This is a genomic window from uncultured Microbacterium sp. (assembly GCF_963521695.1).
GTDB lineage: Bacteria > Actinomycetota > Actinomycetes > Actinomycetales > Microbacteriaceae > Microbacterium.
The window spans coordinates 20,215-46,020 of the sequence record NZ_CAUQWC010000001.1 but is presented as its reverse complement, the minus strand read 5'-3'; the positions used below and the strand labels follow the sequence as shown (position 1 = coordinate 46,020).

Genomic DNA, 25,806 nt, shown 5'->3' with positions numbered 1-25,806 from the left:
CGCCAGCGCCTCCCGGCACTAACGATCAGTTGTCACCGATCCGTTCCTCACGCCCGTTGCCATTTGCGTATCGCTCCAGCCATTCGACAAGCTCGTCACCGAACTCGTCCTCGGGACGCTTGAGATACTCGGGGTAGTACGGCTTGAACGTGCTCATGTCCAGATCTTCGATTGCGCGTTAGGGCGAGCCCTCTACAGCCCTCTGTTCGACACAAGTCAGCAGCCCAACTTCGCCCGATTCGCCTTCCTCGACAGTCGTGCCACCGAGTACTACACCAACCTCGACGATGCCCGCGACCTGTGCGTCGCCGTACTTCGCGCGACGGCGGGTCGGGACCCGCTTGATCAGAAGACCACCGAGCTCGTGGGTGAGCTGTCCACCTTGAGTAGCGATTTCCGGCAGCGGTGGGCGAAGCACAACGTGCATCGTCACCTCCGCGGCCGCAAGATCATCAACCATCCCGTCGCCGGCACATTGGACGTCACCTATAACGACTTCGCCCTCCCGGGAGACCCGCACATCTCCATCACCACCTACACGGCCGATCCGGGAACCTCCAGCGCTGACAACCTCATCCTGCTCGCGATATCGGCTGATACTCAAACCTCAGCTGCCGGCGTAACCCCGACCCTTTCGCGTGTGCGACCCGCACGGTGACCGCCCCGAACCACGACGCCGAAGAGCGGGCTTCGTCGCCCGATCTGGTCGCATTGAGCACGCATGTACTCGCCCGCCTCACCGCGACCGCCGTGGCTTGGGGTCTGTGGGTTAGCCCGCGGGTTGAGCGGCTCGTCCAGCGAGCAGACGCTGAGTCTGCCCGCTGGTCAGAGCGGGAACAGGAAGCGGTGACGCCTCGTGCGGATGCACGCGGAGCGCGTCGAGCATGAGCCAGAGGTAGCGGCGGTGCAATTCGCCGACGTCGCTACGGACCGGCGAAGTGCTCGAACGGCGCACGGCCTCGGCGATCCCGGTCAACCCCATCTGGATGAACACCAGGCCAGCCGGGGACCTCACAAGAAGTGTCGACATCGGCCGCCGGACGCAGGAAGGGGCGCAGGGTCGTGGTTAGAAACGCCGCGGAGGGAACGCTGCGGCCACACGGGCACGCAGGTCGGCGAGCGAGGCCTCCGGCCCGAACGTGCCGAGCGCCCGGGCCTGCACGAGCACGTTGCCCAGCGCCGAGACCTCGATGGGCCCGGCGAGCACGGGGAGACCGGCGCGATTGACCGGGAGCGTCGCACCCGAGCACCGCCGCGATGCGCGCGGGCATGTCGCCGGGTGCCGCGAGGGAGGGGTCGTCGGCCTCGGACCACGCCCGTACGGTCTCGCTCAGGAGCCACAGGCCAGCGACGTTTTGGAGGAACCGGATGCCGCGACCATCTCGTCTTCGCGGTCGATACCCGGGTACACGTCTACGAGGGCGCGCATGCGGTCGAGGCGCAGGACGGCAAGGCCCTCCTCGATGAGGCGTGCCCAGATCACCGCCCGAGCCCTTCACCCACAGCAGCTTCACCGGCTCACCGGTGACGGGGTCGTCGCAGAGGGCGCTGCGTAGCCAGTGCTGACGGTGCTGGCAAGCGAGACCCCTATGAGCCCCGCCGGGTCAAGGTCGCTCATCCTGGAAGGCGCCTGAAATCTGCTTCTGAAACGTATCAAAATGCCGTACGCTCACGTATTGGCTGCCCTGCCAGATCTCCAGGTGTGATGAAGCGCGAAAGGAAGGTTCGATGGTGAACCCCAACTCAGTCCAGTCGACGACTGCCAAGAAGAGGCCAGGAAGCATGCAATTCGGCCTACGTTCGATGCAGCTGACTGCTGCCTTAATGGGCTCCGCTTTGATAGCAAGTGCGCTCGTCGCCCCATCAGCGTTCGCCGTCGAAGTCTCGTCGAACACCAATGTCCGGGACCTCAAAGTGAATGGCCGAACCGACCCGGTGGGATTGCCGACCTCGGATCCAACCTTTGGATGGATCACATCTTCACCTCAGCGAGGCGTTACTCAAACTGCCTACCAGGTGATCGTCGGTACCTCACCGAACGGTTCCGACGTGTGGGATTCGGGCAAAGTCAGCGGCGACGACCAGGTAGGAATTGCCTACGGCGGACCTGATCTGCAATCAAATAGACAGTACTTCTGGAGTGTGCGGACCTGGGACGGTGCCGGAGCGGTATCCAGCTACAGCGCGCCTGCGATCTTCGAGACCGGCCTTTCCGGCCCCACTGCATGGTCAGGCGCGTCCTGGATCGCGGACGGCTCGAAGCCAGACTGGCAGTCTTGGCGGGACTACACGGCTACAACAAACTTCACAATCGAGCGCGGGGCGTTCGGCATGTTTGTACGCGCAAGCGATACAAGCAATGGTTACATGTGGCAGCTGATGCTGAGCGGCGATCGAGCGCTACTGCGTCCACACATCACCCGGGGAGGCTCATACTCCCTCCTCGGCGAGGTGGATCTTTCACGCTTCGGCATAACAGCGACGACCCTCAGGTCCGGCACGCACAAGCTCGAGATCACGGCAACTGGCAACCGATTCGTCACAACGCTCGATGGCGTCCAGGTCGATGACCGCACGGATGGAACCTTCCCTGCAGGATTCGTTGGTGTCCGAACCCACCCCATCGACAACACATCAGCGCGAATCGACGACCTGACCGTCACTGCGGCTGATGGTAAGTCACTCCTCAAAACATCTTTCGACGACAACCCCCTGACTGCTGGGGTCGTCGACGCTGGAAAGCTCGTGGTCTCGGGGGCGGTTGAGGCTTTACCGGTCTCCGACTCGAGCAACATGCCGGCTTTCCGTAAGGACCTCACTGTCCGGGACGGACTCGTGAGCGCACGAGTTTATGCTTCAGCGCACGGTGTCTATGAGATGTCCATCAACGGTCAGACCGTCGGCGACCAGAAGCTCGCACCCGGATGGACCGACTATCGCACCCGCATCCAGTCGCAAACATACGACGTCACCAAGCTCCTGAAGCCGGGGGCAAACACCGTCGGAGCGATCGTTTCCGACGGTTGGTGGGCAGGAACCATCGGGCTGGACTGGCGCGAACAATACGGTAAGCGAGCCGACAAGGCGTTGATCGCGAAGATCCGTCTTGACTACGCAGACGGTCGCAGTGAGTGGATCAGCACGGACAACACCTGGACATCGGGTAAGAGCGCCTTCCGCCAAGCGGACCTGCAGGATGGGGAGAACTACGACGCGCGCGCCGAACAGAGCGGGTGGAACAGTCCCGGGTTTGACTCAACCGGCTGGGGCCCCGTGCGTGTAATTGACTCGAGCACGAGCGTTCTGACCCCACAGCCTGACGAACCTGTGCGCGAGACCCAGGTGTTGAGCACCGTCAACCGAACCGAACCGTCGCCCGGCGTTTTTATCTATGACGTAGGCCAGAACATGGTCGGCGTGGCCGCCGTGACCGTCACAGGCCGCGCGGGAGACCGTATTCGCATTCGTCACGGTGAGGAGCTGAACAAAGACGGCTCCCTCTACACCGCGAACCTGCGCAGCGCAGACGCCACCGACTACTACACATTCGCTACCGACGGTGCGATCACCTACGAGCCTCGGTTCACTCAGCACGGCTTCCGCTACATCGAAGTCTCGGGCGCTCGAACTGCCCCCGGCTTGAATGACGTGAAAGGCAAGGTGTGGGAATCTGACCTCCCCGACACCGGAACGTTGTCAACATCCAGCGAGTTGCTCAACAAGCTGGGAAGTAACATCAGCTGGGGACAGCGAGGAAACTTCGTCTCCATCCCGACCGACACACCGGCGCGAGACGAGCGACTCGGTTGGACGGGTGACATCGGACTGTTCGCACCCACAGCGAGCTACCTCAAGGACACTCGTGCCTTCTTGGGCAAATGGATGACCGATGTTCGGGATGCTCAGTATGACGACGGCAACTTGCCGAGTGTCATACCCTTCCCGCCGAACCGCGCGTTCGGTGAGACAGGCATCGCCTGGTCGGACGCCGCGATCACTGTCCCGCACGCAGTGTGGGAGTCCTCGGACGACCAGAGCATCATCCGGGACAACTGGGACACCATGACGGAGTTCTTCTCCTTCGTGAGAGCAAGCGCTGGAGATGACCTTCTCGAGACTGGTCGAGCCACATGGTTCTCACAGGACTGGCTCAATCTGGATGACCCGACTCCCATTCCCGTTCTGGGTACGGCTTACTATGCCGAGGACGCCGAGATGATGTCGGAAATGGCAGCGGCCATCGGGAAGACCGATGAGGCAAGGGAGTGGGCAGCACTGTCGGACCGCATCGAGCAGGAGTTCGTTAAAGCCTATGTGTCCGCAGACGGCACCGTTCAAGGCGGAGCGCAGACTGGATACGCTCTTGCGCTTGGGTTCGACCTGATCCAGGACCCCTCCTTGAAGGCGAAAGTCGGGCAGAAGTTCATCGAGAAACTCGAACGCACCGATTTCCATCTCACCACGGGCTTCGTTGGCACACCGCAGTTGCTCCCCGCGCTGACCGCGATCGGTCGAGACGACCTCGCTTACCGGATGATCAACACCACGACGTACCCATCCTGGGGCTACGAGGTTGCCACGGGTGCAACGACCATGTGGGAACGATGGAACTCGATCCTCCCCAACGGCGATTTCGGTGACGTGTCGATGAACTCCTTCAACCACTACGCCTATGGCGCCGTGGGCAACTGGATGTACCAGCAGATCGGCGGCCTGCAAGCGGTTGAGGCTGGTTACAAGAAATCTCGTGTTGCGCCCTCCATCGGCGGCGGTCTCACAAGTGGGAAGGGGTCGCTCGACACCTCCTACGGCAAGCTCGCTTCGGATTGGAGCGTTGCACAAGACGGCTCTCTGCGTCTCATGGCCACAATCCCCGCCAACACCTCATCGACGATTGTCATCCCTGCCAGTAGCGAGCAGCTAGTGCGCGAAAGCGGCGTTGACGTTGCGAACGCGCCTGGGGTCAAATCTGTCTCCTTCGCCAACGGTCGGCTTTCGGTCGAGGTTGGCTCCGGAACGTACGATTTCACCGTTCAGACGCCCGCTTCCACTGTCAAGGTCGACGCCACTGCCTCTACTCGCAAGATCGGCGGAAAGGCATATGTGACTGTCACCGCGGTCAACCGTTCAGCGATGCCGGCGCAGATCGACATTGTCACGGCGTACGGGAAGAAAACCTTCACCGACGTCCGGCCGAACCAGACGGTTAGTGCGGCCATCAATTCCGCGAAGACGACGATTCCTGCAGGGAAGGCCACGGTAACGGCTACGGCAACCATCGACGGGAAGAAGACCACGTCGACCGTCGAAGCGCCGTATAAGTCGCAGAACTGAGAGCGATGAGGTGGGAGGCGGCTACGTTGCCCCCCACCTCATTCTCACTATCCCACTCGCGGTCGGAGCCGGGATGTCCACTGAACTTGCCAATCGTTCGACGTCGATATCGAGCGGAGAAACGGAGTACAGAATGAAGTTTTCCAAGGATGCCGTTGCGCGTATCGCCGTGGCTGCCGCGGGCGGTCTGCTGCTGATCGGAACGGCTGGCGCTGCGTCCGCGGCCGAGGTTGGCGACGAGGACGTCGATGTCAACGTCCAGATCGCGCCTGTCGTCGGCCCCGGAAGCCTCAGCCTAACGGTGGCCGGTACGTCCTCCACGCTGGCGGAGGTGGCATCCGGTGACCCCGAGGTCCGTCAGTTCGATGGTGCCCTGCCGACGGTCACCGTCACCGACACCCGCGATGTGGAAGACATCCCGGCGGACCACTTCTGGTACGTCGTGGGTCAGGCGTCGGCCTTCACCGGCCCGAACGGCGCCACCATCTCGCCCGACCACCTCGGATGGACCCCCCGGCTGGTCGACGGCGGCGACGCCGGCCTGGTGACCGAAGGTGAGCCCGTCGGCACCTCCGAGGACACCGGTGAGGACGCGGTCGGCCTCGTCGACCAGGAGCTGCTGTACACGGCGCTGGAGTCGGCGGCCGTGAAGGTCGGCGGGGAGTCGTCGTGGACGGCCGACGCCGCCCTGGTGCTGAAGACCAACGCGGGTGTCAACCCGGGTGCGTACACCTCGAAGCTGACCCTGTCGCTGTTCGAGGACGCATTCTGAGCCGCCCCGCGTGAGCTCAACATTCGTGGGCCGAGTCCTCGACAGGGCTCGGCCCACGGTTTGCTTGAGCGACAAGGACGTCGCGATCAATGACGGCCAGGCATGGTGATGCAGCCGCATGTTTAAGACGCGTCCTTCTTTGATCGCATGGCGATCGCCGTCACGACCCTCATCGCGGCGATGTTGCTGGATATGCCCGCCGCGCACTCCGCCTCGCCCGACGACATCACCTGGTCGGTCACCCCAGCCAACGCGTCGGGCGCCGACAACTGCGGCGTTATTCAGCAGGATCTCGACCCCGGGGCCTCCAAGGGGACTTCCTCGCGGTGCACAATCTCAGCTGCACCGAGGTCACCTTCGCGCGCTCTCGGTGGCCGACGGCTGCTACCCCGACAACGGGCGCTTCAACATACCGTCGTCCGACCGTGAGTCCGTCGACGCGGGTCGGTGGATCGACCACCCCGACGCAGTCACCGTCGCCCCAACGCCATGGCGGTCGTGCCCTTCACCACCGTCCCCGAGGGCGCCGTCCCGGACGACCTTGCGGCGGGCATCGCCGCGTCCGTCTCGCCGACCGACGCCTGCGGCTCCGAGGCCGGGGTGGAGAGCGGGTCGGGTTCCGGGTGATGACGCGTGTGACGGGCGATGTCGCCCCCCTCTTTCGCCGTCACGGAGATCAACACGGGTTACGGCATGTCGTGGAAACCGTTCCGCCCGGGCTCGGCTCGCACCTCCTTCACCGTCGAGAACACCGGCCACGCCAGCCTCGTCATCGGCGGAACGGCGGGTGTCGCCCCGCATTCGGTGGACACCCCGCCGTGGGAGATCCCCGTCCTGCAGCTGCTGGTCCTGCTCGGTCTCGTCCTCCATGGTCGCCCTCTTCTGGAGGCACCGCCGGTACACAGCCGCACTCAACCTTGCACGCGAGGAAGGGCGACTCGCGGCACCCCCGCCGCCGACGCGAGTAGCTCCCCAGTTCAGCTTGCCTGGGTCGAATCCCGCACCACGAGTTGTGGGGTAAACACTGTCTGTTTCGTGGGTGCGTCTCGCATATCCGCCTCATCCAACAGCATCCTCATCGCAGTCTGCCCCAAGAGCTCGCCGGGTTGCCGAATAGATGTCACGGGCACCGCAGCGGCGGCCGCAAAGGGGATGTCATCGAAGCCAACCAGGGCGATGTCTCGTGGCACGGCCACCCGCCCGTCGCTAGTGAAACTCTGCAATAGCCCAAGCGCAAGCAAGTCGTTGGCGGCGAAAATACCATCAGGGCGCTCGCTCGCTCGCCGGCCCATAATCCTGCGACCCGCCTTGGCCCCTTCCGCTACCGTGAGAGATCGGGTCGGAATAACTTCTAGGGTCGCTTGTGTACCGCTGTTGTCCACAGCGCTTCGTGCCCCCGCTAGGCGGTCGTTGACTTGCCGTATGTCAAACCCTCCCCCGACGAACGCAAGTCGTCTACGACCTACCGTCAGCAGGTGGTCAATGGCGAGTTTGCCTCCTGCGACGCCGTCTACGGAGACGGATGAGAACTCGGCGTCACCTGAGTACCGATCAACAAGCACACTGGGTATGCCGCGATTTCGGAGCTTTTGCAAGCGTGCCGTGACATCACTGAACGGGGCAATTAGAAGCCCTCGCACGAGCTGCTGATCGAATAGATCGATGTATGAGGCTTCTCGGGTTGCGTCTTCGTTGCTGTTCGCTTGCAGAAGCGAGAGGCCGTTCCTGCCTGCCTCCACCTCAGCTCCACCGAGGATGTCCGCGAAGAAGGGGTTCCGTCCATCCAGGACGACGAACCCCACTGTTGTGCTACGTCCTGCTCGCAATTGGCGAGCGGCACCGTTGCGTACGTACCCAAGCTGTTCTATGGCTTCATTTACGCGACGGGCGGATCGCGGCGACACTGCCGTCGGTTTATTCAACACGTTCGAGACGGTTCCAACCGAGACGCCGGCCAGGACAGCGACGTCACGGATGCTGATAGACACAGACTCCCCCCGTCTCGCCGCGATCAGGCTCTTAGCAATGACGCGACTTGACCGCGCCGTCCCCATCAGCCTACACTGAGAAAACTGAAACGATTCAGATTGCCGGGTGACCGGTTTGAACCTCGACGGGGAGGCTCCCATGGCCGGCACTACGCCTGGAAGATCCGGTGCGCCCGAGCACGCTCTCGAACTGCATCGCGTGATGAAATCATTTGGGCCCGTGGTCGCTCTACGTTCGGGGAGCCTCGTGCTCGACGGTGGTTCGATCCACGCACTGATTGGCGAGAACGGTGCTGGCAAGTCCACCCTCGTCAAGATCATCGCTGGCCTCTACCGCCGCGACGACGGCGAGTTCCTGCTCGACGGAGAGAGCGTCGACTTCGTCAGCACGGCGCAGTCCAAGGCCGCCGGCATCGCCGTCATTTATCAGGAGCCGACGCTCTTTCCCGATCTGTCGGTGACCGAGAACATCTTCATGGGCCGACAGCCCACCGGACCCCTGGGGCGCATCGACCGTGCCGCCATGCGCGAGGAGGCCACGCGGATCTTCGAGCGCCTCGGCGTCGCCCTCGACCCTGATCGAGTGACCGAGGGACTGTCGATCGCCGACCAGCAGATCATCGAGATCGCTAAAGCCATCTCACTTGACGCGGGTGTGCTCATCATGGACGAGCCCACTGCGGCGCTCAGCGGCGTCGAGGTCGAACGTCTGTTCGCCGTGGCCCGGAGTCTGCGCGACGAGGGTCGCGCGCTACTGTTCATCTCGCATCGATTCGACGAGGTCTTTGCTCTCTGCGACACCGTCACCGTCATGCGCGACGGGGCGTACGTGCACACCACGCCCCTGGCGGACACGAGCGTCGACGACCTCGTGCGCCAGATGGTCGGCCGCGACGTCACCGAGCTGTTCCCTAAGCTCCCTTCCACGCCCGGCGAGGTCGTCCTGGAGGTCGAGGGACTCACCCGCAAGGGCGTCTTCCGCGACGTGTCGTTCTCGTTGCGCGCGGGAGAGATCGTGGGCCTCGCCGGTCTCGTCGGCGCCGGCCGCAGTGAGGTCGCGCGCGCCGTCTTCGGTGTCGACCCGTACGAGTCGGGCACCGTTCGCCTGAGCGGCGCCGCGCTCCCGAAAGGCGACGTGCGCCGGGCCACGGCGCGCGGTCTCGCCCTCGTCCCCGAGGATCGGCGCAAGCAGGGGCTGGTGCTCGACGAGGGGGTGTCGCGCAACATCACCCTCGCCATCCGCACGAAGCTCTCCCGCTGGGGCCTGTTGCGCTCGTCCGATGAGAACCGGGCCGCGCGCGAATGGGCAAGCCGACTCGAGGTAAAGACCGCGGCACTGGATGCCACCGCGGGCACCCTCAGCGGCGGCAACCAGCAGAAAGTCGTCATCGGCAAATGGCTCGCCACCCAGCCGAAGGTACTCATCGTCGACGAGCCCACCCGCGGCATCGACGTGGGCACGAAGTCGGAGGTGCACCGCCTACTCTCCGAACTCGCGCAGCAGGGACTCGCGATCCTCATGATCTCCAGCGAGCTGCCGGAAGTGCTCGGCATGGCCGACCGCGTGCTCGTCATGCGGGAGGGGCGGCTGACGGGCGAGTTTGCCCGAGCGGATGCTACCCCCGAGGCCGTCATGTATGCGGCGACCGCCGAGGCGGGGGCATCGCTGTGAGCGTCATGCGTCATCCGCACACCCCGATCACCACTGAAACGGAGGGCCTCCGATGAGTACCGCCACCCCCGTCCGCCCGGGCACCAGCCCCGCGGCCAAGTTCGTCTCGCACGTCGCCGCGGCGCGCGAGAGCGGCATCGTGCTCGCCCTGGCGCTCGTCATCGTAGTCGCGACCATCAACAACCCCACGTTCCTGTTCTCCTCCGACGGGTTCCGCGACCTCCTGCTCACCCCGTCACTGCTGCTGCTCGTCGCCGTGGGTCAGGCAATCGTCATCATCACCCGCAACGTCGACCTTTCGGTGGGCTCGGTCGTCGGTCTCACGGCCTATCTGACCGGTCGTCTCTTCATCGACGTGCCCGGCCTGCCCCTCATCGTCGTGTTCATCGCGGGCATCGTCGTCGGCGGCGTCCTCGGTTTTATCAACGGCGCCCTCGTCGCCTACGCCAAGGTGCCCGCGCTGGTCATCACGCTCGGCACCATGTACATCTACCGCGGCATCAACGTCGCGTGGGCCGGGAGCAACCGCGTCAACGCCTCCGACCTGCCGGCGGACTTTCGCGGCCTCGGCACGGGCCAGGTCCTCGGCATCCCGTTGCTGACGATCCTCGCCGTCGTGGTGCTCATCGCCGCCGCCTGGTACCTCCGCAACCTCCGCAGCGGCCGCGAGCTCTACGCGATCGGCTCCGACCCGGCCGCAGCGCACCTTTACGGCCTGAAGGTCAATCGCCGCATCATCGGTGCGTTCGTAACCAGCGGCGCCCTCGCGGGCCTCGCCGGTGTGCTCTACGCCGCCCGGTACGGCACCGTCGCCTCCAACGCCGGCTTCGGCTGGGAACTACAGGCCATCGGCGCCGCCGTAATCGGCGGTGTGGCGATCTCGGGTGGCGTCGGCACGGTGTGGGGTGCCGCCATAGGCGCGTACCTGCTGCTGACCATCAACCGCGCCCTGCCGATCCTCGGCATCGACGACTTCTGGCAGCGGGCCGTCGTCGGCGCGCTCATCCTCGGCGCCATCGTGCTCGATCGCGTCCTGGCCGTCCGGCAGTCCCGCAAGCTCACCGCAGAGAGGGAGACGGGTCGATGACTTCCACCACCGTCGACGAACGCGCCCGCACCTACCGGGCCCACGCCCGCCCGTTCTGGCGCCGCGCCGTGCTAACGCGCGAGGCGGCCATCATCGGCATCCTGCTGCTCGTGATCGTCGTGTCGCTGGCGAGCGTCCGCAACTTCGACAGCCCGCTGACCGTCACGTACCTCTTGCGCGACATCGCGCCGATCCTGCTGATCGCGCTGCCGATGACACTCATCATCATCACCGAGGAGATCGACCTCTCGGTCGCGAGCATCGTCGGCCTGTCCAGCGTCACCGTGGGCGTGCTGACGCAGTCGGGCTGGCCGTTCGAGCTCGCCGCCGCGGCCGCGATCGTCGTCGGCGTCGCCGCGGGGGCGGTCAACGGCTTCCTCGTCACCGTGGTGGGGTTGCCGTCGCTGGCCGTCACCATCGGCACCCTCGCCCTGTTCCGCGGTATCGCGGTGGGCCTGCTCGGCACGGAGGCGGTGACGGAGTTCCCCGAGACGTGGACCGACCTGGCCAAGGCCAACATCCCCGGAACCCCACTGCCGCTGATCATGATCCCGTTCGCGATCCTGGCGATCGTCTTCGCGGTCCTGCTGCACCTCACCCCGTTCGGGCGCTCGCTGTACGCGATCGGCCTTAACAAAGAAGCGGCGCAGTTCTCGGGCATCGACGTCGGCCGTACAAAGTTCATCCTCTTCGTCATGAGCGGCGCGGTGTCGGGCTTCGCCGGCGTCTACTTCACGCTCCTCTACAGCAACGCCCGCGGCGAGAACGCCATGGGCATGGAGCTGCAGATCATCGCCGCAGTCCTGCTCGGCGGCGTGTCGATCTTCGGCGGACGTGGCGCTCTGCACGGCGTGATCGCCGGCGTGCTGCTCATCGGGACCCTCGGCAGCGCCCTGCGGCTCGCCGGCGTCACCAGCGACATCATCAACGTCATCACCGGGCTGCTCCTCGTGCTCTCGGTGGTATCTGCCAGCCTCATCGCCTGGGTGCAGTCCCGACGGGCCGCCGCCACCGGCAAGAGGAAGAGCGCGCGCTCCGCGGCCGACCTGGCGATCGTCTGACCTGCACCGACTCACCCGCACCACGAAAGGAAACAACGATGTTCGCATTCACCCGCAAGACCCGCATCGGCACAGCCGCCGCCGCAGTGGCCCTCGCCGTCACCCTCGTCGCCACCGGATGCTCCGGCGGCAGCGGAGGAGGAGACGCCGCCGGCGGCGGCGATGGCGGCAACCTCGCCATCACGTTCCTGCCCAAGAACCTCGGCAACCCGTACTTCGAGACCTCGAACACGGGCGGCGAAGAGGCAATCACGGAGTTCGGCGGCACGTTCGAGCAGGTCGGCCCGAGCGAGGCGACCCCGACCTCGCAGGTCCAGTACATCCAGACCGCTGCGCAGCAAGGTGTGGGCGGCCTGGTCATCTCGGCCAATGACCCCACGGCCATTTGCGACGCGCTCGACGAGGCGCGCAGCGCCGGCGTCAAGGTTGTGACCTTCGACTCCGACACCGACGCGCAGTGCCGCGACCTCTTCATCAACCAGGCGACCGCCGAGGGCATTGCGAAGGCGCAGGTCGACCTGATCGCCGAGCAGATCGGCGACGCCGGGCAGGTGGCGATCCTGTCCGCTGCGGCCAACGCCACGAACCAGAACACCTGGATCGACCTGATGAAGGAAGACCTCGCTGCCAACCACCCGAACATCGAGCTCGTCGACGTCGTCTACGGCGACGACGACGACCAGACGTCGTTCGACCGCACCGCGGCGTTGCTGCAGACTTACCCGAACCTCAAAGGCATCGTGTCGCCGACCACGGTTGGCATCGCCGCCGCCGGTCGCTACTTGTCGACCTCGGAGTTCAAGAGCAAGGTTGCGCTCACCGGTCTCGGCACGCCGAACCAGTTGCGCGAGTACGTCCAGGACGGCACCATCACCGCGTTCGCGCTGTGGAACCCGGCCGACCTTGGTTACCTGAGCGCGTACGCGACGAAGGCCCTCATCGACGGCACCATCACCGGTGCTGAGGGCGACTCGTTCGAGGCGGGAAAACTCGGTGAGTTCACGGTCGGCGCCGACGCGACCGTGTTGCTGGGCGACCCGTTCGTGTTCGACGCGTCGAACATCGCCGAGTTCGATTTCTGATCGGCCCGACCATTGACCGACCCCGGCTGCTTTCGCGGTGGCCGGGGTTTGGTCGGCCCAGCGTCAGGGGCTCGAGTCGCGGACGACGAGCTCCGGTCGGAACCGTACGTGTCGCTCCGTCGCGGGCAGCTCTCCGGCGAGCTGGCTCAGGAGCAGGTCGACCGCCGTGGAACCGAGGGCCTCTGCCGGTTGACGGACCGAGGTGAGGGGCACCACGGTGGCCGAGGCGAAGTCGATGTCGTCGTACCCGACCAGGGCGATGTCCTCGGGGACGCGCACGTCGCCGAGCATGGTCAGTGCCTGCAGGATGCCCACGGCGAGCAGATCGTTGGCGGCGAAGACGGCGCGGGGCCGCCGTGCTCCCCCTCGCAGGCGTTCCCCCGCGGCCCGGCCCGCGAGTACCGTCATCGCGTCGGTCTCGATCACGTCGAGCTCCGCATCGGCGACCTCGGCGACGGCGCGACGCGCGCCGGCGAGACGGTCGGCGACCTGGCGCGTGGTCAGCGGACCCCCGACGAAGCAGATGCGGCGATGGCCCGCGTCCAGCAAATGCGACACCGCGAGGTGTCCGCCCTCGACGTCGTCGACCGATACCGTGCAGACCTCGTCGCGCGCAGTCTGCTCGTCGACGAGCACGAGGGGGATACCGGCAGAGACCAGACGCTCCGCCACGTCGCTGTCAGCCTCGGCCGGGGTGAGCAGGACTCCGGCGACCCGCTGCTCGCGAAACTGGTCAAGGTAGAGGCGCTCGTGGTCGACGTCGGCGCCGCTGGAGCCCAGGAGCACGACGAACCCGTCGGCTGCGGCCCTCGCCTCGGCTCCGCGTGCCACGGCGGCGAAGAACGGGTTTCCCACGTCGAGGACGATCAGAGCAATCGTTCGGCTACGACCGGCGCGCAGCTGCCGTGCGGCGTCATTGCGCACGTATCCGAGGGTGTCTATCGATGCGCGCACGCGTGCGGCTGCCGATTCGGAGACCGTGGCGCGTCCGTTCAGGACGTTCGACACGGTGCCGACGGAGACACCGGCATGCGTTGCGACGTCGCTGATCTTGACCGCCATGATCTGCCGACCATATCGCAGTGTCCGCTCCGCGTGTGCTATCGTACTATGAAACGATTCATTCTCGAGGAAGAGAACCCCGCGATGACCGCACCGACCACGCGCGTCTGCTTCGAGCTGCGCATCCGGCCCGAGCTGATCGACGAGTATGTCGCCCGGCACATGCCCGTCCGCGCCGACATGCTCGCCGAGATCGCCGCCGCCGGTCGCCGCAACTACTCGCTGTTCCTGGGAGAGGGGGGTCGTCTGGTCGGTTACTACGAGACCGACGACGACGCAGCCGCGCAGGCCTACCTCGCCGCCTCGCCCATCGCGGCCGCGTGGGAGGCCGAGATGGCGCCCTTCTTCCTCGACCTCGGGGGGCGACCCGATCAGGCCGCCACCGCCCTCACCGAGATCTTCCACCTCGCCGACCAGCTCGCGAACGCGGGGTCGTCGGCATCCCCCCGCTCCGGTGCCGCATCCGCGGCATCCCCCGTTTCGGAGGCCGGCTCCGCGGCATCCGTCCCGACCGAAGGCGCCCGCTCATGACCACTCTCCGCCCCGAGATCCTCGCGACCCTGGAGGGGCAGGCCATCGAGCTGCCCTCGTGGGCCTTCGGCAACTCCGGCACGCGCTTCCGCGTGTTCCCCACCGCCGGCACTCCGCGCGACCCGTTCGAGAAGATCGCGGACGCCGCCGAGGTGAACCGTCTAACCGCTCTGGCGCCGAGCGTCGCGCTGCACATCCCGTGGGACCTCGTCGACGACTTCGGCGCCTTGCGCCGCCACGCCGAAGACCTCGGCGTCAGCCTCGGCACGGTGAACTCGAACACCTTCCAGGACGAGGATTACAAGTTCGGCGCCCTCACGCACCACGATGAGCGCATCCGCCGCAAGGCCATCGACCACCACCTCGCGTGCATCGACGTGATGGATGCCACGGGCTCCCGCGACCTGAAGATCTGGCTCGCCGAGGGGTCGAACTACCCCGGACAGAACGACATGCGCGGCCGACAGGATCGCCTTCAGGACTCACTGCAGCAAATCTACGCGCGGCTCGGAGACGACCAGCGCCTGGTTCTGGAGTACAAGTTCTTCGAGCCGTCGTTCTACCACACCGACGTTCCGGACTGGGGGACCTCGTACGCCCAGGTGGCCGCCCTCGGCGACAAGGCGATGGTGTGCCTCGACACCGGTCACCACGCGCCCGGCACGAACATCGAGTTCATCGTCATGCAGTTGCTGCGCCTCGGAAAGCTCGGCTCGTTCGACTTCAACTCCCGCTTCTACGCCGACGACGACCTCATCGTCGGCTCGGCCGACCCGTTCCAGCTGTTCCGCATCCTCACGGAGGTCGTGCGCGGCGGCGGCCTGAACAACCCCGACGTGGCCTTCATGCTCGACCAGTGCCACAACATCGAGGACAAGATCCCCGGGCAGATCCGCTCGGTGCTCAACGTGCAGGAGATGACGGCTCGCGCCCTACTCGTCGACCGTGACGCGCTCGATGCGGCGCAGCGGGCGAACGACGTGCTGGGGGCCAACGCCGTGCTCATGGACGCGTTCTACACCGACGTGCGCCCGGCCCTCGCCGAGTGGCGCGCCTCGCGCGGACTTCCCGCCGACCCGATGGCCGCGTTCGCGGCATCCGGATACCTGCCCCGCATCGCCGACGAGCGCGTCGGCGGCACGCAGGCCGGCTGGGGCGCCTGAGCGCGTTCCTCGAAAAGGAGACATCATGACGAACGACACCGCCGCAGCCCTCGTCGCGCGCAGCAACCGCCTCGGCTCCGACCCCAAGGTCACCAACTACGCCGGCGGCAACACCTCCGCCAAGGGCACCGACATCGACCCCGTCACCGGTGAGCCGGTCGAGCTGCTGTGGGTCAAGGGGTCCGGCGGCGACCTCGGCACGCTGACCGAGAAGGGGCTCGCAGTGCTGCGGCTCGACCGCATGCGCGCGCTCGTCGACGTCTATCCGGGCATCGACCGGGAGGACGAGATGGTCGCCGCCTTCGACTACTGCCTGCACGGAAAGGGGGGCGCCGCTCCGTCGATCGACACCGCGATGCACGGACTCGTGGATGCCGCGCACGTCGATCACCTGCACCCGGACGCGGGCATCGCGATCGCGACCGCGGCCGACGGTGAGGCTCTGACGGCCAACATCTTCGGCAACAAGGTCGTGTGGGTGCCGTGGCGGCGACCCGGGTTCCAGCTGGGCCTGGACATCGCGGCGATCAAGGCGGCGAACCCGCAGGCGATCGGCACGATCCTCGGCGGTCACGGGATCACGGCGTGGGGGGACACGTCGGAGGAGGCCGAGCGCAACAGCCGGTGGATCATCGATACGGCCCAGGGGTACATCGACGAGCACGGTGCGGCCGAGCCGTTCGGGGGTGTGCGCGACGGGTTCGCGGCGCTGCCCGCCGACGAGCGTCGGGTGAAGGCCGCGGCCCTCGCCCCGACGATCCGTGGTCTCGCCTCGACCGACAAGCCGATGGTCGGTCACTTCAGCGACTCCGACGTGGTGCTCGAGTACCTGGCATCCGTGAAGGCCCCCGCCCTGGCCGAGCTCGGTACGAGCTGCCCCGATCACTTCCTGCGCACCAAGGTGAAGCCGCTGCTGCTCGATCTGCCCGCCGACGCCTCTGTGGAGGAGTCGATCGCGCGCCTGCACGAGCGGCACGCTGCCTATCGTGCCGACTACCAGGCGTATTACGACGCGCACGCCGACGCCGACAGTCCCGCCATCCGCGGCGCCGACCCGCTCATCGTGCTCGTGCCGGGCGTCGGCATGTTCTCGTACGGTGCGAACAAGCAGACCGCGCGGGTGGCGGGGGAGTTCTACGTGAACGCCATCAACGTCATGCGGGGCGCCGAGGCCCTCTCGACCTACGCCCCGATCTCGGATGCCGAGAAGTTCCGCATCGAGTACTGGGCGCTCGAAGAGGCCAAGCTCCAGCGGATGCCGAAACCCCAGACCCACCAGGGTCGCATCGCGTTCGTGACCGGTGCCGCCTCCGGCATCGGCAAGGCCATCGCCACCCGTCTCGCCGCCGAGGGGGCGTGCGTCGTCGTGGCCGACCTCGACCTCGAGAAGGCGCAGGCTGTGGCCGCCGAGCTCGGCTCGACCGACGTCGCGATCGGTGTGGCCGCGAACGTCGCGGAAGCCGCGGGCGTGCAGGCCGCGATCGATGCGACCGTGCTCGCCTTCGGCGGCATCGACCTCGTGGTCAACAACGCCGGCCTCTCGCTGTCGAAGCCGCTGCTGGAGACCACCGAGAAGGACTGGGACCTGCAGCACGACGTGATGGCCAAGGGCTCGTTCCTCGTCTCGAAGGCCGCGGCGAAGGCGCTGATCGCGCAGAAGATGGGGGGAGACGTCATCTACATCTCGTCGAAGAACTCCGTGTTCGCGGGCCCCAACAACATCGCCTACTCCGCCACCAAGGCCGACCAGGCCCACCAGGTGCGGCTTCTGGCGGTCGAGCTCGGCGAGTACGGCGTGCGGGTCAACGGCATCAACCCCGACGGCGTCGTGCGCGGCTCGGGGATCTTCGCCGCGGGCTGGGGCGCGAACCGCGCCGCCACCTACGGCGTCGACGAGAAGGACCTCGGGCAGTTCTACGCCGACCGCACGATCCTGAAGCGCGAGGTCGTGCCCGAGAACGTCGCCGACGCTGTGTACGTGCTCACCGGTCCCGAGCTCTCGCGCACGACGGGCTTGCACATCCCCGTCGACTCGGGCGTCGCCGCGGCGTTCCTGCGATGAGCGCGCCCGTCCCCGACAGGACGGAGCCCGGCGCCGTCCGGGTCGTCGCCGCCGTCGACCTCGGCGCCACGAGCGGGCGCGTGATGATCGGCCGCGTCGGCGACGGGGTGCTCGAGCTCGAACAGGTCGCCCGGTTCCCCAACGGCCCGGTCGAGCGCGAAGACGGGTGGCACTGGGACATCGACCAGCTCTGGGTCCAAGTGCGCGCGGGCCTGGCCGAGGCGCTCCGCCGGGAGCCGTCGATCGAGAGCGTCGGCATCGACGCGTGGGCCGTCGACTACGGCCTCCTCGGCGAAGACGGCGATCTGCTCGCCGAGCCGTTCCACTACCGCGACGAGCGCACCGCGCGCGGGGTGGATGCCGTGCACGCAGTGGTGCCGTTCGAGGAGCTATACCACCGCAACGGCCTGCAGTTCCTCCCGTTCAACACGGTGTACCAGTACGCGGTCGACGCGCAGCTCGCCGAGACGCAGACGAGCCTGCTCATCCCCGACCTGCTCGCCGAGCGGCTCACCGGCCGCCGCGTCGCCGAGCGAACGAACGCTTCGACGACGGGTCTGCTCGACGTGCGCACGGGGGAGTGGGACGCCGAGCTCTCCGGAAAGCTGTGCATACCGCTATCCGTGCTGCCCCCGCTCGTCGACCCCGGCGAAACCGTGGGCCTCGCCGCTGAGTTCGCCTCGCTGCCGGTCGTGGCCGTCGGCTCGCACGACACCGCCTCGGCCGTGGTCGCGGTGCCGATGTCGTCGCCCAACGCGGCCTACATCTCGTGCGGCACATGGGGTCTGGTGGGCCTCGAGCTTGAGGCGCCCATCGTCACGGATGCTGCGCGCGCGGCTAACTTCACCAACGAGGGCGGCGTCGACGGGCGCATCCGCTTCCTGCACAACGTCACCGGTCTGTGGCTGCTGAGCGAGACCGTGCGGGCGTGGTCGGAGGCCGACGGCGTGCCCGTCGACCTCGGTTGGCTGCTCGCCGCGGCGGGTTCTGTCCCCGCGCCCGGGCGGCTGTTCCATGCCGACGACCCCTCACTCGCCGTCCCCGGCGACATGCCCGCGCGCATCGCGACCCTGCTCGGGTCTGATGCCCCCGGTCGATCGAGCCGCCCGATGTTCACGAGGATCATCGTCGAGAGCATCGCCCAGGCATTCGCGACGACCCTGCGAGTGGCCGCGACTCTCGCAGATCGCGAGATCGACGTCGTGCACCTCGTGGGCGGTGGGGCACTGAACGCCTTGCTGTGCCAGGCGACCGCCGACCGATCGGGGCTTCCGGTGCTTGCCGGGCCCGTCGAGGCGACGGCTCTAGGCAACGTGCTCGTGCAGGCGCGGGCGCTCGGCGTCCTCGGCGACGACGCGTCCCTCGCTCACTTGCGCGCCCGTGTGGCCGCAGCCTTTCCACCGCGGCGCTTCGAACCGCGCTCCTAAAACCCTTCCCGCTCTGCGAGCGGGCTACGAGTGGTCTGACCACACGAAAGAGAGCATCTCCATGGTTCAGCGTCAGCTCCCCAAAGTCGGCGAGCTCCTCGAGCTCATGCAGTTCAAGAAGCCCGAGCTCGACGCGCGCAAGCGCCGCCTCGATGCCGCCCTGACCATCGCCGACCTGCGCACGATCGCCAAGCGCCGCACCCCCAAGGCGGCGTTCGACTACACCGACGGTGCGGCCGAGGGAGAGCTGTCGCTCGACCGCGCCCGCCGCGCCTTCGAGGACGTCGAATTCCACCCCGACATCCTGCGCCCGGCGGCCGACGTCGACACCACGTGCGAGATCCTCGGGGGTCCCTCGGCGTTGCCGTTCGGGATCGCGCCCACCGGTTTCACGCGTCTGATGCAGACCGAGGGCGAGACGGCCGGGGCGTCCGCGGCGGCGGCGGCCGGCATCCCGTTCACGCTGTCGACCCTCGGCACCACCTCCATCGAGGGCGTCAAGGCAGCTAACCCGGTGGGGCGCAACTGGTTCCAGCTGTACGTCATGAAGGACCGCAGCATCTCGTACGGCCTGGTCGAGCGCGCGGCCGAGGCCGGGTTCGACACGCTGCAGTTCACCGTCGACACCCCCATCGCCGGAGCCCGCCTGCGCGACAAGCGCAATGGCTTCTCGATCCCGCCGCAGCTCACCGTCGGCACGATCGTCAACGCCATCCCGCGCCCGTGGTGGTGGATCGACTTCCTCACCACCCCCAAGCTCGAGTTCGCCTCGCTGAGCACCACCGGCGGCACCGTCGGCGAACTGCTGAACGCGGCGATGGACCCCACCATCGGCTACGACGACCTCGACGTCATCCGCGGCATGTGGCCGGGCAAGCTCGTCGTGAAGGGCGTGCAGAACGTCGCCGACGCGGCGCGTCTGGTCGACCTCGGTGTCGACGGCATCGTGCTGTCCAACCACGGCGGTCGCCAACTCGACCGCGCGCCGATCCCCTTCCACCTGCTGCCGAAGGTCGTGCGCGAGGTCGGGAAGGACGCCACGGTCATGGTCGACACCGGCATCATGAACGGCGCCGACATCGTGGCATCCATCGCCCTGGGCGCGAAGTTCACGCTCATCGGCCGGGCGTACCTGTACGGCCTGATGGCCGGCGGGCGTCAGGGCGTCGACCGCACGATCGCGATCCTGCGCGGCGAGATCGAACGCACGATGACGCTGCTGGGCGTGTCGTCGCTGGCCGAACTCGAGCCGCGGCACGTCACCCAGCTCACGCGCCTGGTGCCGGTGGATGCGCAGGCGGTCGACGCGCGGGTGTAGACCCTCGCTTCTCCGTAGGGCCCGAATGCCTTCTTATGCGCATCCCAATAACGCCGCTGGGTCAGCTTACTGACGTAGGCAGTTTTGCTGCCTTAGTACTGCCGAGTCGAGGGCAGTACGTAGTGTCCAGGCTCGCGAAACCAGTCCACGCGTCGTGGATTCTCAGATCAAGGCACACGCAGCCGTTGATCTTGTTTGCGGCCGTTCGGAGCCATCGACTGAGATCGCCCGAGCAAGAGGGCCTTGGCCCGCCACTTCGCAAACGGTGCCGGCTGCCGGCTGGACGGTGTTCCGGCGGGTTTTGGACCACATCTCGCCGCAACAGACGACCGGCGTCACAAGCGACAGCCAGTCACATACCCAAGCACGACGATTGCCAGCTCTGCGTCCGCTGGTAAAGGAGAGGCCGTGAATCACGAACGGATTGCCACGCACGCATAGTCACTTACCGGAGGATGGCGGGAGATACCTCGTCAGCCTCTCGCCATCGAGAACGCCTCCAGCCTTCGCGACCAGGGCTACATAATGGTCAGAGCCAGACGAGGATTTTTCGACGTGCGCGAGGTCCCATTGGCTCACGAAGAATGCTCCTCCCGGCGTCCATACCGAGGCTGAAGCACTAGCGAACAGAAGCATCGTCTCCCCTGGAGCTACCCGTACGGCGGTTGCCACGCACGGACGCAGTTCGACTCAGTACATGAAGACCATATCCGAGACGTGACGACAGAGTGTTTTGTCCGACGCTTCACCGCACAGAAGTTGCCGGGGCTACAGGAATCATTCGAAGACCACGCTCTCAACGCAGGACTCGGACCGCTCGACGACGAATGGCGGTACGCTGCGACGAACACGGCCGATGTCTCAAATAGTCGTGTCAGACGGTAAGGACTCTGTCGGCCCTCGGTGTCGTCTGGCTCCGACGGCCTGCGTCATGTCGTCACGGGGTCGCTGTGCACCCTGCACGTTGACGAAGCGGTCTCGGACGAAGAGCATTCGGGACGGCGACGAGATGGACTGAGCATCCCCCAGCGAGGGGGTGGACTACCTTTGTCGACCTCAATAACGAGGTATTTGAGGTGGCTGCGAATCTCGCGAACACAGCGCTTGGTGATTTTTCGAGCAACGCCGATGTGGTGGGGCTTGTTCAGAGGTAGGGTCTGCTGCACGGGTAGGTGACATCTAATCTGGCTTGCCCCGAGGGGTAGGCCTGGAAGGATGCCATCGTGCCCTAGCCCTATCTGAAGGAGTACCGTGATGACGTGGTGCGCGTCGCGGAGAACCTTGAGCCCGGTGTGACGATTGAGCGGATCGCAGCCGACTTCGGTGTTCACCCGATGACCCTCACGAAGTGGCTCGCCCGATCGCGTGCCGAAAAGACCGCCTCCGAGACGGGCTCGCCGTCGCCCAGCGACCGCGACGCCGAGCTTCGCGAGTTGCGCCAGCGCAACCGGCTGCTCGAGCAGGACGTCGAGGTGCTGCGCCGGGCGACGGCGTATCTGTCGCAGGCGCATCTGCCGGGAAAAGGCTCTACCCGCTCGTGAAAGAGTTGGCCTGTGACGGGATCCCTGTCACGGTGGCGTGCCGGGTCCTCAAGCTCCCGCCAGCCGTACTAACGGTGGCTGAACCAGCCCATCACGCGAGCGGAGTTGGTGGAGGCGTACCGCGCGAACGCGCTCTTCGACGCGCACCGCGACGATCCCGAGTTCGGGCACCGGATCCTCGCCGATTAGGCCCGCGACGCCGGTCAGGGCATGGCGGATCGGACGGCGTGGCGGATCGGCGGCGGAAAACGGCTGGTGGGCAGCGTTCGGCAAGCGCAAGGCCCGCGGGAAGGGGAAGAAGGACGGCCCTCCCGTCCACGACGACCTCGTCCAGCGGGTGTTCACCGCGGACGCCCCGAACCGACTCTGGCTGACCGACATCACCGAGCACCCCACCGCCGAGGGCAAGCTCCATCTCCGCGCCGTGAGGGACGTGTTCTCGAGCGAGATCGTCGGGCACTCCATCAACTCCCGGATGAAGTCCCGCCTGGTCGTGAACGCGCTCAACAACGCGGCCGCGCTCGGCGGCGACTTCGCCGGTTGCATCGTCCATTCCGACAGGGGCAGCCAGTTCCGTTCCCGGAAGGCCCTGCGCGCTCTCACGCACCACGGCATGGTCGGGTCGATGGGCAGAGTCGGCGCCGCCGGGGACAACACCGCGATGGAAAAATTCTTCTCGCTGCTACAGAAGAACGTCCTCAACCGGCGCTCCGGGACCACTGGCGAAGAGCTCCGCATCGACATCGTCACCTGTAAAGAGCGCACCCCCCATCGTCGACGCCGCCAAGACCGTCTCGGCCGTCTGACCGCTGTCGAGTTCGAGATCATGATGACCAAGACCCTGGCCCTCGCGGCCTGACTACCCACTGTCACCTACCCGTGCAGCAGACCCGAGCAGCATTGGGGGCAGCTGGCGGAGTTGCCTACCTTCGCTCAGCGAGACCTGCATCGATTTTACGCCATGAGCAAAGACCTGAGTGACGACCAAGCCATCGCGCTCCGCATAGGCGCAACCGCGCAGGAGCCAAGCCTGCCTCAGCAAGCAGGTCGCGCCTTCTCCCAACTCGAGAAAGTCATGAGCGCAGCGCTCGCGCGGAAGCAGAACCCTCCTGCTGCTGCGATTCGAACAGGAACGCGAGGTAAGCGCAGAGGGGGAACTATCCGCTACAGGCGCTGGCTCGACCGGAGATCGATTACGAACGCCTCGCAAGGGCACTCCTGGAGCACGCTATGTACGAGATCGAGAAGGAGAAGAATCCGGAGAAAAGCTAACCTCCCGTCCGCGGCCGAAGCTTCACACCCGCCGCCTTCAGGGCGAGCCGAATCGTGTCCTGCTTGAGCGCCATCTTCGCTGCCACCTGGGATAGGGATTTCCCTGATTCGTACAGCAAGGTGGCTTCCGCGACCTGTTCTCGCGTCAGGGACTGCCGACGTCGCACGACATTCGCTTCGCGCAGGATCGCGAGAATCGTGGTCTTAGCAACTCCGAACTCGACAGCGAGGTCCGTGGACATCTCCCCCGCCTCGTACCGTTCAACCACTCGGGCACGGTCGGCGTGGCTCAAGCGTGTCCAGCGACGTTGCGCAGACGCCGCCTCAGCTAGCTGGTTCGGGCTGTGCTCGGTCTCCAACGCGCCTGCCACGGGGCGGCCGACCACCGTTGTCGAATTTTGGGAACAGAGGTGTATAAGGTCGACCGAGAGGGGAGGACAATGGGAATATTCAAACCTACGGTCCTCCCCGATCCAACAGGTAGACGCGGACCGGGCGCCGCATGTGGACTTGCTAGGGGTTGGGAACCGATCCACGCGAGATCGCATAAACCGATCTGGGCGTTTACGACGGTCACCTGATCAGCGGTCACGAGCTATGCACGGTGCCGCATGCAAGAATGCCCGAGCCGGGTTGAATCGACGGACTTTTGATCGTCGGCTGATGAAACAAAAGCTTCCTTCAGAAGGCGTGGAAGGTGTGTCGGGCGCGTCTGAGCAGCTCGCGCAGACGGCGGGAGCCTCTGTCTGATAGGCGCTGGGACATGACGTGCGAAGCGGCCGCATCGGAGCCGCTCCAGCCATTGTTGCCGCCGAAGGAGACAGCCCGGTCGAGGTCCTTCTTCACGTCGCCGAAAAAGCTGCTCCGACTTGCCTGGCCGTCGGTGAGGTTGATCGCGTCCGCCCCTGCCGCCCACTCAGCGAGGCAAGACCGTGCGCTTTCTAAGACAGCGAGCGAGTACCCGTGCTCGAGGATGAGGGCGAAGTCCAGCGCCCGCGCATCGGGCGCGTGTGCGAGCACGGGGCCAGCGTTGAAGCACTTCTTGCCATGCGGTGTTACATGTTCACCTTGGCCCGCGATCTCGCTCAGGCCCCGGACACTGCGCCCGTTTTGGAGCATGTTCGTGACAAGCAGGGGCTCGTCGCCCTCCTCGTCACTTCGCTCCCATAACCATTCCATGGAGAGGTCAGCGGCTTTCTACCACGGTCGCTGCGGGTCATTGTCGGGTACCCATGCGACTGCTTGGAAAAACATGGTGGGGTGGCGTTTCGCTCCACCCAATGCACCAAAAAACGGGACTAATGCAACGTAAGGTCCGCAAGTGCAACAACAACGTGCTGATGCTCCCGCTGCGCTTCCCCAGCCGTAGCATCAGCGCCAGGCACGTAGCGTCGCGAGCCCGTAGGGAGGCTTGAGCTGCGACCGGTGGACATCGCGAAAAGCCATCTCGACATCCTCTACCAGCACAAGATCCTCGCACTCGTGCGCAGCCTGCCGCTGACAACGCTTGTAGCGCTGCACGACTTGAACCTCGTCGGCAGGTACCCCGACGAGCTCGTCCTCCTCGACCAAGGTCGCGCGGTCGCCAGCGGAACACCTGATGAGATCCTGCAAACCCGACCTCATCGCTCTCTCTTACAGCATCAGCGCCCGTCGCGCGGACGATGAAGGCGTGCTGCAACTCACCTTCTTTCCTCTGAAGACGGTTGCTCAGGACTGACTTGTCCCAGCGTTCACAGTGGCGGCCGGAATGTCGAGCAGCGTTGCGAGCCCGGCGATCGTGGTGTCGACGACGAATCGGAAGTAGCGTTCGCGCAGTCGTTCCGCGCCGCTCCCGCCCTCGGCGAAGGGTGTGAGAAGGGATGCCGTGAGCACTTCGACGCCGGGCCGGCCCACTGCCGTCCGGGCGAACTCGTCCATCATCGTCGCGTGATCGCGGGGGCCGTCGTCCTCGTGGACCAGCCGGTCGTCGCCGATCGAGATGGTGAGCATCGCATTGTTGAGGAGAGCCGCATATGCGAATCCGGCGTCGTCTCCGAATCCTGCGCGCCGCAGCAGTGCGGTGCCGGTGTCGATCACATCGAGGGTCGTGCGGAAGGTCGGTCCGTGTAGCAGGAGCCATTTCGCCACACCGGGGTAGGCCGTGACCGGACCGTAGGCAGAGATGAGGAAGGTGCAGAACCACTTGTCCCACGGACTCTCAGGCGGCGGAACGCTCAATCCGTCGACGACGCGCTCGACGACTCCACGCGCGAGCCGGTCGCGGCCTCCGACGTGGTGGTAGATCACGGAGGGTGAGACGTCGAGGCGTCGGGCGAGATCCCGGATCGACCAGCCCCACAGGTGCGAATCGCGCGTCAGCTCGGCGGCGGCGTCGATGACCGCGTCCGCCGTCATACCGACGTGGAACGCGGTCGTCTGGTTGTCCATCATG

23 protein-coding genes and 1 pseudogene are annotated in these 25,806 nt (G+C 66.0%); 15 read left to right on the top strand and 9 right to left on the bottom strand.

All coding sequences use genetic code 11. The features are described 5' to 3' along the window. Positions 1-25: 25 nt before the first annotated feature. A complete protein-coding gene (locus RWP81_RS00200; RefSeq protein WP_314451063.1) occupies positions 26-157 on the bottom strand; it encodes a hypothetical protein in 132 nt (43 codons plus the stop codon). Between RWP81_RS00200 and RWP81_RS00195 the strand changes: the two genes are divergently transcribed. After that, entirely contained in the window at positions 125-658 is a 534-nt protein-coding gene (locus RWP81_RS00195; protein ID WP_314451068.1) for a hypothetical protein, read from the top strand. The two genes, RWP81_RS00200 and RWP81_RS00195, sit on opposite strands and share 33 nt — an antisense overlap. 111 nt (positions 659-769) lie before the next feature. Here RWP81_RS00195 and RWP81_RS00190 read toward each other — a convergent pair whose 3' ends face one another. The 3 genes from RWP81_RS00190 to RWP81_RS00180 all read right to left on the bottom strand — a co-directional run bounded on the left by RWP81_RS00190 (position 770) and on the right by RWP81_RS00180 (position 1,483). Next, complete coding sequence (locus RWP81_RS00190; RefSeq protein ID WP_314451062.1) at positions 770-1,015, bottom strand: hypothetical protein; 246 nt, start codon at positions 1,013-1,015, stop codon at positions 770-772. A gap of 51 nt (positions 1,016-1,066) precedes the next feature. Then, complete coding sequence (locus RWP81_RS16280) at positions 1,067-1,207, bottom strand: hypothetical protein (RefSeq protein WP_399540509.1); 141 nt, start codon at positions 1,205-1,207, stop codon at positions 1,067-1,069. 123 nt (positions 1,208-1,330) lie between these two features. Beyond that, positions 1,331-1,483, bottom strand: coding sequence for a hypothetical protein (locus RWP81_RS00180; protein ID WP_314451070.1), 153 nt, complete (start codon positions 1,481-1,483; stop codon positions 1,331-1,333). 245 nt (positions 1,484-1,728) lie between these two features. Between RWP81_RS00180 and RWP81_RS00175 the strand changes: the two genes are divergently transcribed. The 3 genes from RWP81_RS00175 to RWP81_RS00165 all read left to right on the top strand — a co-directional run bounded on the left by RWP81_RS00175 (position 1,729) and on the right by RWP81_RS00165 (position 6,733). Next, positions 1,729-5,334, top strand: coding sequence for a family 78 glycoside hydrolase catalytic domain (locus RWP81_RS00175; protein WP_314451060.1), 3,606 nt, complete (start codon positions 1,729-1,731; stop codon positions 5,332-5,334). Positions 5,335-5,467: 133 nt separating this feature from the next. Further along, positions 5,468-6,106, top strand: coding sequence for a hypothetical protein (locus tag RWP81_RS00170; RefSeq protein WP_314451058.1), 639 nt, complete (start codon positions 5,468-5,470; stop codon positions 6,104-6,106). A gap of 489 nt (positions 6,107-6,595) precedes the next feature. Continuing rightward, entirely contained in the window at positions 6,596-6,733 is a 138-nt protein-coding gene (locus tag RWP81_RS00165) for a hypothetical protein (protein WP_314451056.1), read from the top strand. Positions 6,734-7,083: 350 nt separating this feature from the next. On the opposite strand, the gene RWP81_RS00160 is transcribed toward RWP81_RS00165, so the two are convergent. Beyond that, positions 7,084-8,094 carry a LacI family DNA-binding transcriptional regulator gene (locus RWP81_RS00160; protein ID WP_314451055.1) on the bottom strand — a complete coding sequence of 337 codons (1,011 nt, stop codon included), beginning with the start codon at positions 8,092-8,094 and terminating at the stop codon, positions 7,084-7,086. Positions 8,095-8,233: 139 nt separating this feature from the next. Between RWP81_RS00160 and RWP81_RS00155 the strand changes: the two genes are divergently transcribed. From RWP81_RS00155 to rhaS, 4 genes are read left to right on the top strand one after another with little or no spacing between them, the layout of a single operon-like run. Further along, positions 8,234-9,766 carry a sugar ABC transporter ATP-binding protein gene (locus RWP81_RS00155; protein ID WP_314451053.1) on the top strand — a complete coding sequence of 511 codons (1,533 nt, stop codon included), beginning with the start codon at positions 8,234-8,236 and terminating at the stop codon, positions 9,764-9,766. Between the two features lie 52 nt (positions 9,767-9,818). After that, entirely contained in the window at positions 9,819-10,853 is a 1,035-nt protein-coding gene (locus tag RWP81_RS00150) for an ABC transporter permease (protein WP_314451052.1), read from the top strand. Further along, positions 10,850-11,914, top strand: a complete 1,065-nt coding sequence (locus tag RWP81_RS00145) for an ABC transporter permease (RefSeq protein ID WP_314451049.1) — start codon at positions 10,850-10,852, stop codon at positions 11,912-11,914. The genes RWP81_RS00150 and RWP81_RS00145 overlap by 4 nt, the downstream gene beginning before the upstream one ends. Before the next feature lie 38 nt (positions 11,915-11,952). Beyond that, positions 11,953-12,996: a rhamnose ABC transporter substrate-binding protein gene (gene rhaS, locus RWP81_RS00140; RefSeq protein WP_314451047.1), complete on the top strand. Its 1,044-nt coding sequence runs from the start codon at positions 11,953-11,955 to the stop codon at positions 12,994-12,996. Between the two features lie 63 nt (positions 12,997-13,059). Here rhaS and RWP81_RS00135 read toward each other — a convergent pair whose 3' ends face one another. Continuing rightward, on the bottom strand, positions 13,060-14,058 hold the full coding sequence (locus RWP81_RS00135; RefSeq protein ID WP_314451045.1) for a LacI family DNA-binding transcriptional regulator: 999 nt from the start codon (positions 14,056-14,058) through the stop codon (positions 13,060-13,062). Positions 14,059-14,106: 48 nt separating this feature from the next. Here RWP81_RS00135 and RWP81_RS00130 point away from each other — a divergent pair, with 48 nt between their 5' ends. The 6 genes and pseudogenes from RWP81_RS00130 to RWP81_RS00105 all read left to right on the top strand — a co-directional run bounded on the left by RWP81_RS00130 (position 14,107) and on the right by RWP81_RS00105 (position 22,959). After that, positions 14,107-14,589, top strand: a complete 483-nt coding sequence (locus RWP81_RS00130; RefSeq protein ID WP_399540508.1) for an L-rhamnose mutarotase — start codon at positions 14,107-14,109, stop codon at positions 14,587-14,589. After that, the gene (gene rhaI / locus RWP81_RS00125) at positions 14,586-15,752 is read left to right on the top strand and encodes an L-rhamnose isomerase (RefSeq protein WP_314451043.1); all 1,167 of its coding nucleotides are present in this window, start codon (positions 14,586-14,588) and stop codon (positions 15,750-15,752) included. Before RWP81_RS00130 ends, rhaI begins: the two co-directional genes overlap by 4 nt. A gap of 25 nt (positions 15,753-15,777) precedes the next feature. Then, positions 15,778-17,814, top strand: a complete 2,037-nt coding sequence (locus tag RWP81_RS00120) for a bifunctional aldolase/short-chain dehydrogenase (RefSeq protein WP_314451041.1) — start codon at positions 15,778-15,780, stop codon at positions 17,812-17,814. After that, complete coding sequence (locus RWP81_RS00115; RefSeq protein WP_314451039.1) at positions 17,811-19,241, top strand: rhamnulokinase family protein; 1,431 nt, start codon at positions 17,811-17,813, stop codon at positions 19,239-19,241. The genes RWP81_RS00120 and RWP81_RS00115 overlap by 4 nt, the downstream gene beginning before the upstream one ends. 61 nt (positions 19,242-19,302) lie before the next feature. After that, on the top strand, positions 19,303-20,559 hold the full coding sequence (locus tag RWP81_RS00110; RefSeq protein WP_314451037.1) for an alpha-hydroxy acid oxidase: 1,257 nt from the start codon (positions 19,303-19,305) through the stop codon (positions 20,557-20,559). 1,238 nt (positions 20,560-21,797) lie between these two features. Further along, positions 21,798-22,959: pseudogene (locus tag RWP81_RS00105) on the top strand (IS3 family transposase). Between the two features lie 409 nt (positions 22,960-23,368). On the opposite strand, the gene RWP81_RS00100 reads toward RWP81_RS00105, so the two are convergent. Together RWP81_RS00100 and RWP81_RS00095 are read right to left on the bottom strand one after the other, a co-directional pair. Beyond that, positions 23,369-23,614, bottom strand: a complete 246-nt coding sequence (locus RWP81_RS00100) for a hypothetical protein (RefSeq protein WP_314451034.1) — start codon at positions 23,612-23,614, stop codon at positions 23,369-23,371. Between the two features lie 439 nt (positions 23,615-24,053). Further along, positions 24,054-24,551 carry a hypothetical protein gene (locus tag RWP81_RS00095; protein ID WP_314451033.1) on the bottom strand — a complete coding sequence of 166 codons (498 nt, stop codon included), beginning with the start codon at positions 24,549-24,551 and terminating at the stop codon, positions 24,054-24,056. A 246-nt stretch (positions 24,552-24,797) separates the two neighbouring features. Here RWP81_RS00095 and RWP81_RS00090 point away from each other — a divergent pair, with 246 nt between their 5' ends. After that, positions 24,798-25,040 carry a hypothetical protein gene (locus RWP81_RS00090; protein WP_314451032.1) on the top strand — a complete coding sequence of 81 codons (243 nt, stop codon included), beginning with the start codon at positions 24,798-24,800 and terminating at the stop codon, positions 25,038-25,040. A gap of 42 nt (positions 25,041-25,082) precedes the next feature. Here the strand turns inward: RWP81_RS00090 and RWP81_RS00085 are convergent, their stop codons facing one another. Beyond that, entirely contained in the window at positions 25,083-25,802 is a 720-nt protein-coding gene (locus RWP81_RS00085; RefSeq protein WP_314451030.1) for a helix-turn-helix transcriptional regulator, read from the bottom strand. Positions 25,803-25,806 lie beyond the last annotated feature (4 nt).

Coding starts and splice junctions, on each gene's coding strand:
- RWP81_RS00200 (WP_314451063.1), bottom strand. CDS start 157: ATGAGCACGTTCAAGCCGTACTACCCCGAGTATCTCAAGCGTCCCGAG.
- RWP81_RS00175 (WP_314451060.1), top strand. CDS start 1,729: ATGGTGAACCCCAACTCAGTCCAGTCGACGACTGCCAAGAAGAGGCCA.
- RWP81_RS00170 (WP_314451058.1), top strand. CDS start 5,468: ATGAAGTTTTCCAAGGATGCCGTTGCGCGTATCGCCGTGGCTGCCGCG.
- RWP81_RS00165 (WP_314451056.1), top strand. CDS start 6,596: ATGGCGGTCGTGCCCTTCACCACCGTCCCCGAGGGCGCCGTCCCGGAC.
- RWP81_RS00155 (WP_314451053.1), top strand. CDS start 8,234: ATGGCCGGCACTACGCCTGGAAGATCCGGTGCGCCCGAGCACGCTCTC.
- RWP81_RS00150 (WP_314451052.1), top strand. CDS start 9,819: ATGAGTACCGCCACCCCCGTCCGCCCGGGCACCAGCCCCGCGGCCAAG.
- RWP81_RS00145 (WP_314451049.1), top strand. CDS start 10,850: ATGACTTCCACCACCGTCGACGAACGCGCCCGCACCTACCGGGCCCAC.
- rhaS (WP_314451047.1), top strand. CDS start 11,953: ATGTTCGCATTCACCCGCAAGACCCGCATCGGCACAGCCGCCGCCGCA.
- RWP81_RS00135 (WP_314451045.1), bottom strand. CDS start 14,058: ATGGCGGTCAAGATCAGCGACGTCGCAACGCATGCCGGTGTCTCCGTC.
- RWP81_RS00130 (WP_399540508.1), top strand. CDS start 14,107: ATGAAACGATTCATTCTCGAGGAAGAGAACCCCGCGATGACCGCACCG.
- rhaI (WP_314451043.1), top strand. CDS start 14,586: ATGACCACTCTCCGCCCCGAGATCCTCGCGACCCTGGAGGGGCAGGCC.
- RWP81_RS00120 (WP_314451041.1), top strand. CDS start 15,778: ATGACGAACGACACCGCCGCAGCCCTCGTCGCGCGCAGCAACCGCCTC.
- RWP81_RS00115 (WP_314451039.1), top strand. CDS start 17,811: ATGAGCGCGCCCGTCCCCGACAGGACGGAGCCCGGCGCCGTCCGGGTC.
- RWP81_RS00110 (WP_314451037.1), top strand. CDS start 19,303: ATGGTTCAGCGTCAGCTCCCCAAAGTCGGCGAGCTCCTCGAGCTCATG.
- RWP81_RS00100 (WP_314451034.1), bottom strand. CDS start 23,614: ATGTCCACGGACCTCGCTGTCGAGTTCGGAGTTGCTAAGACCACGATT.
- RWP81_RS00095 (WP_314451033.1), bottom strand. CDS start 24,551: ATGGAATGGTTATGGGAGCGAAGTGACGAGGAGGGCGACGAGCCCCTG.
- RWP81_RS00085 (WP_314451030.1), bottom strand. CDS start 25,802: ATGGACAACCAGACGACCGCGTTCCACGTCGGTATGACGGCGGACGCG.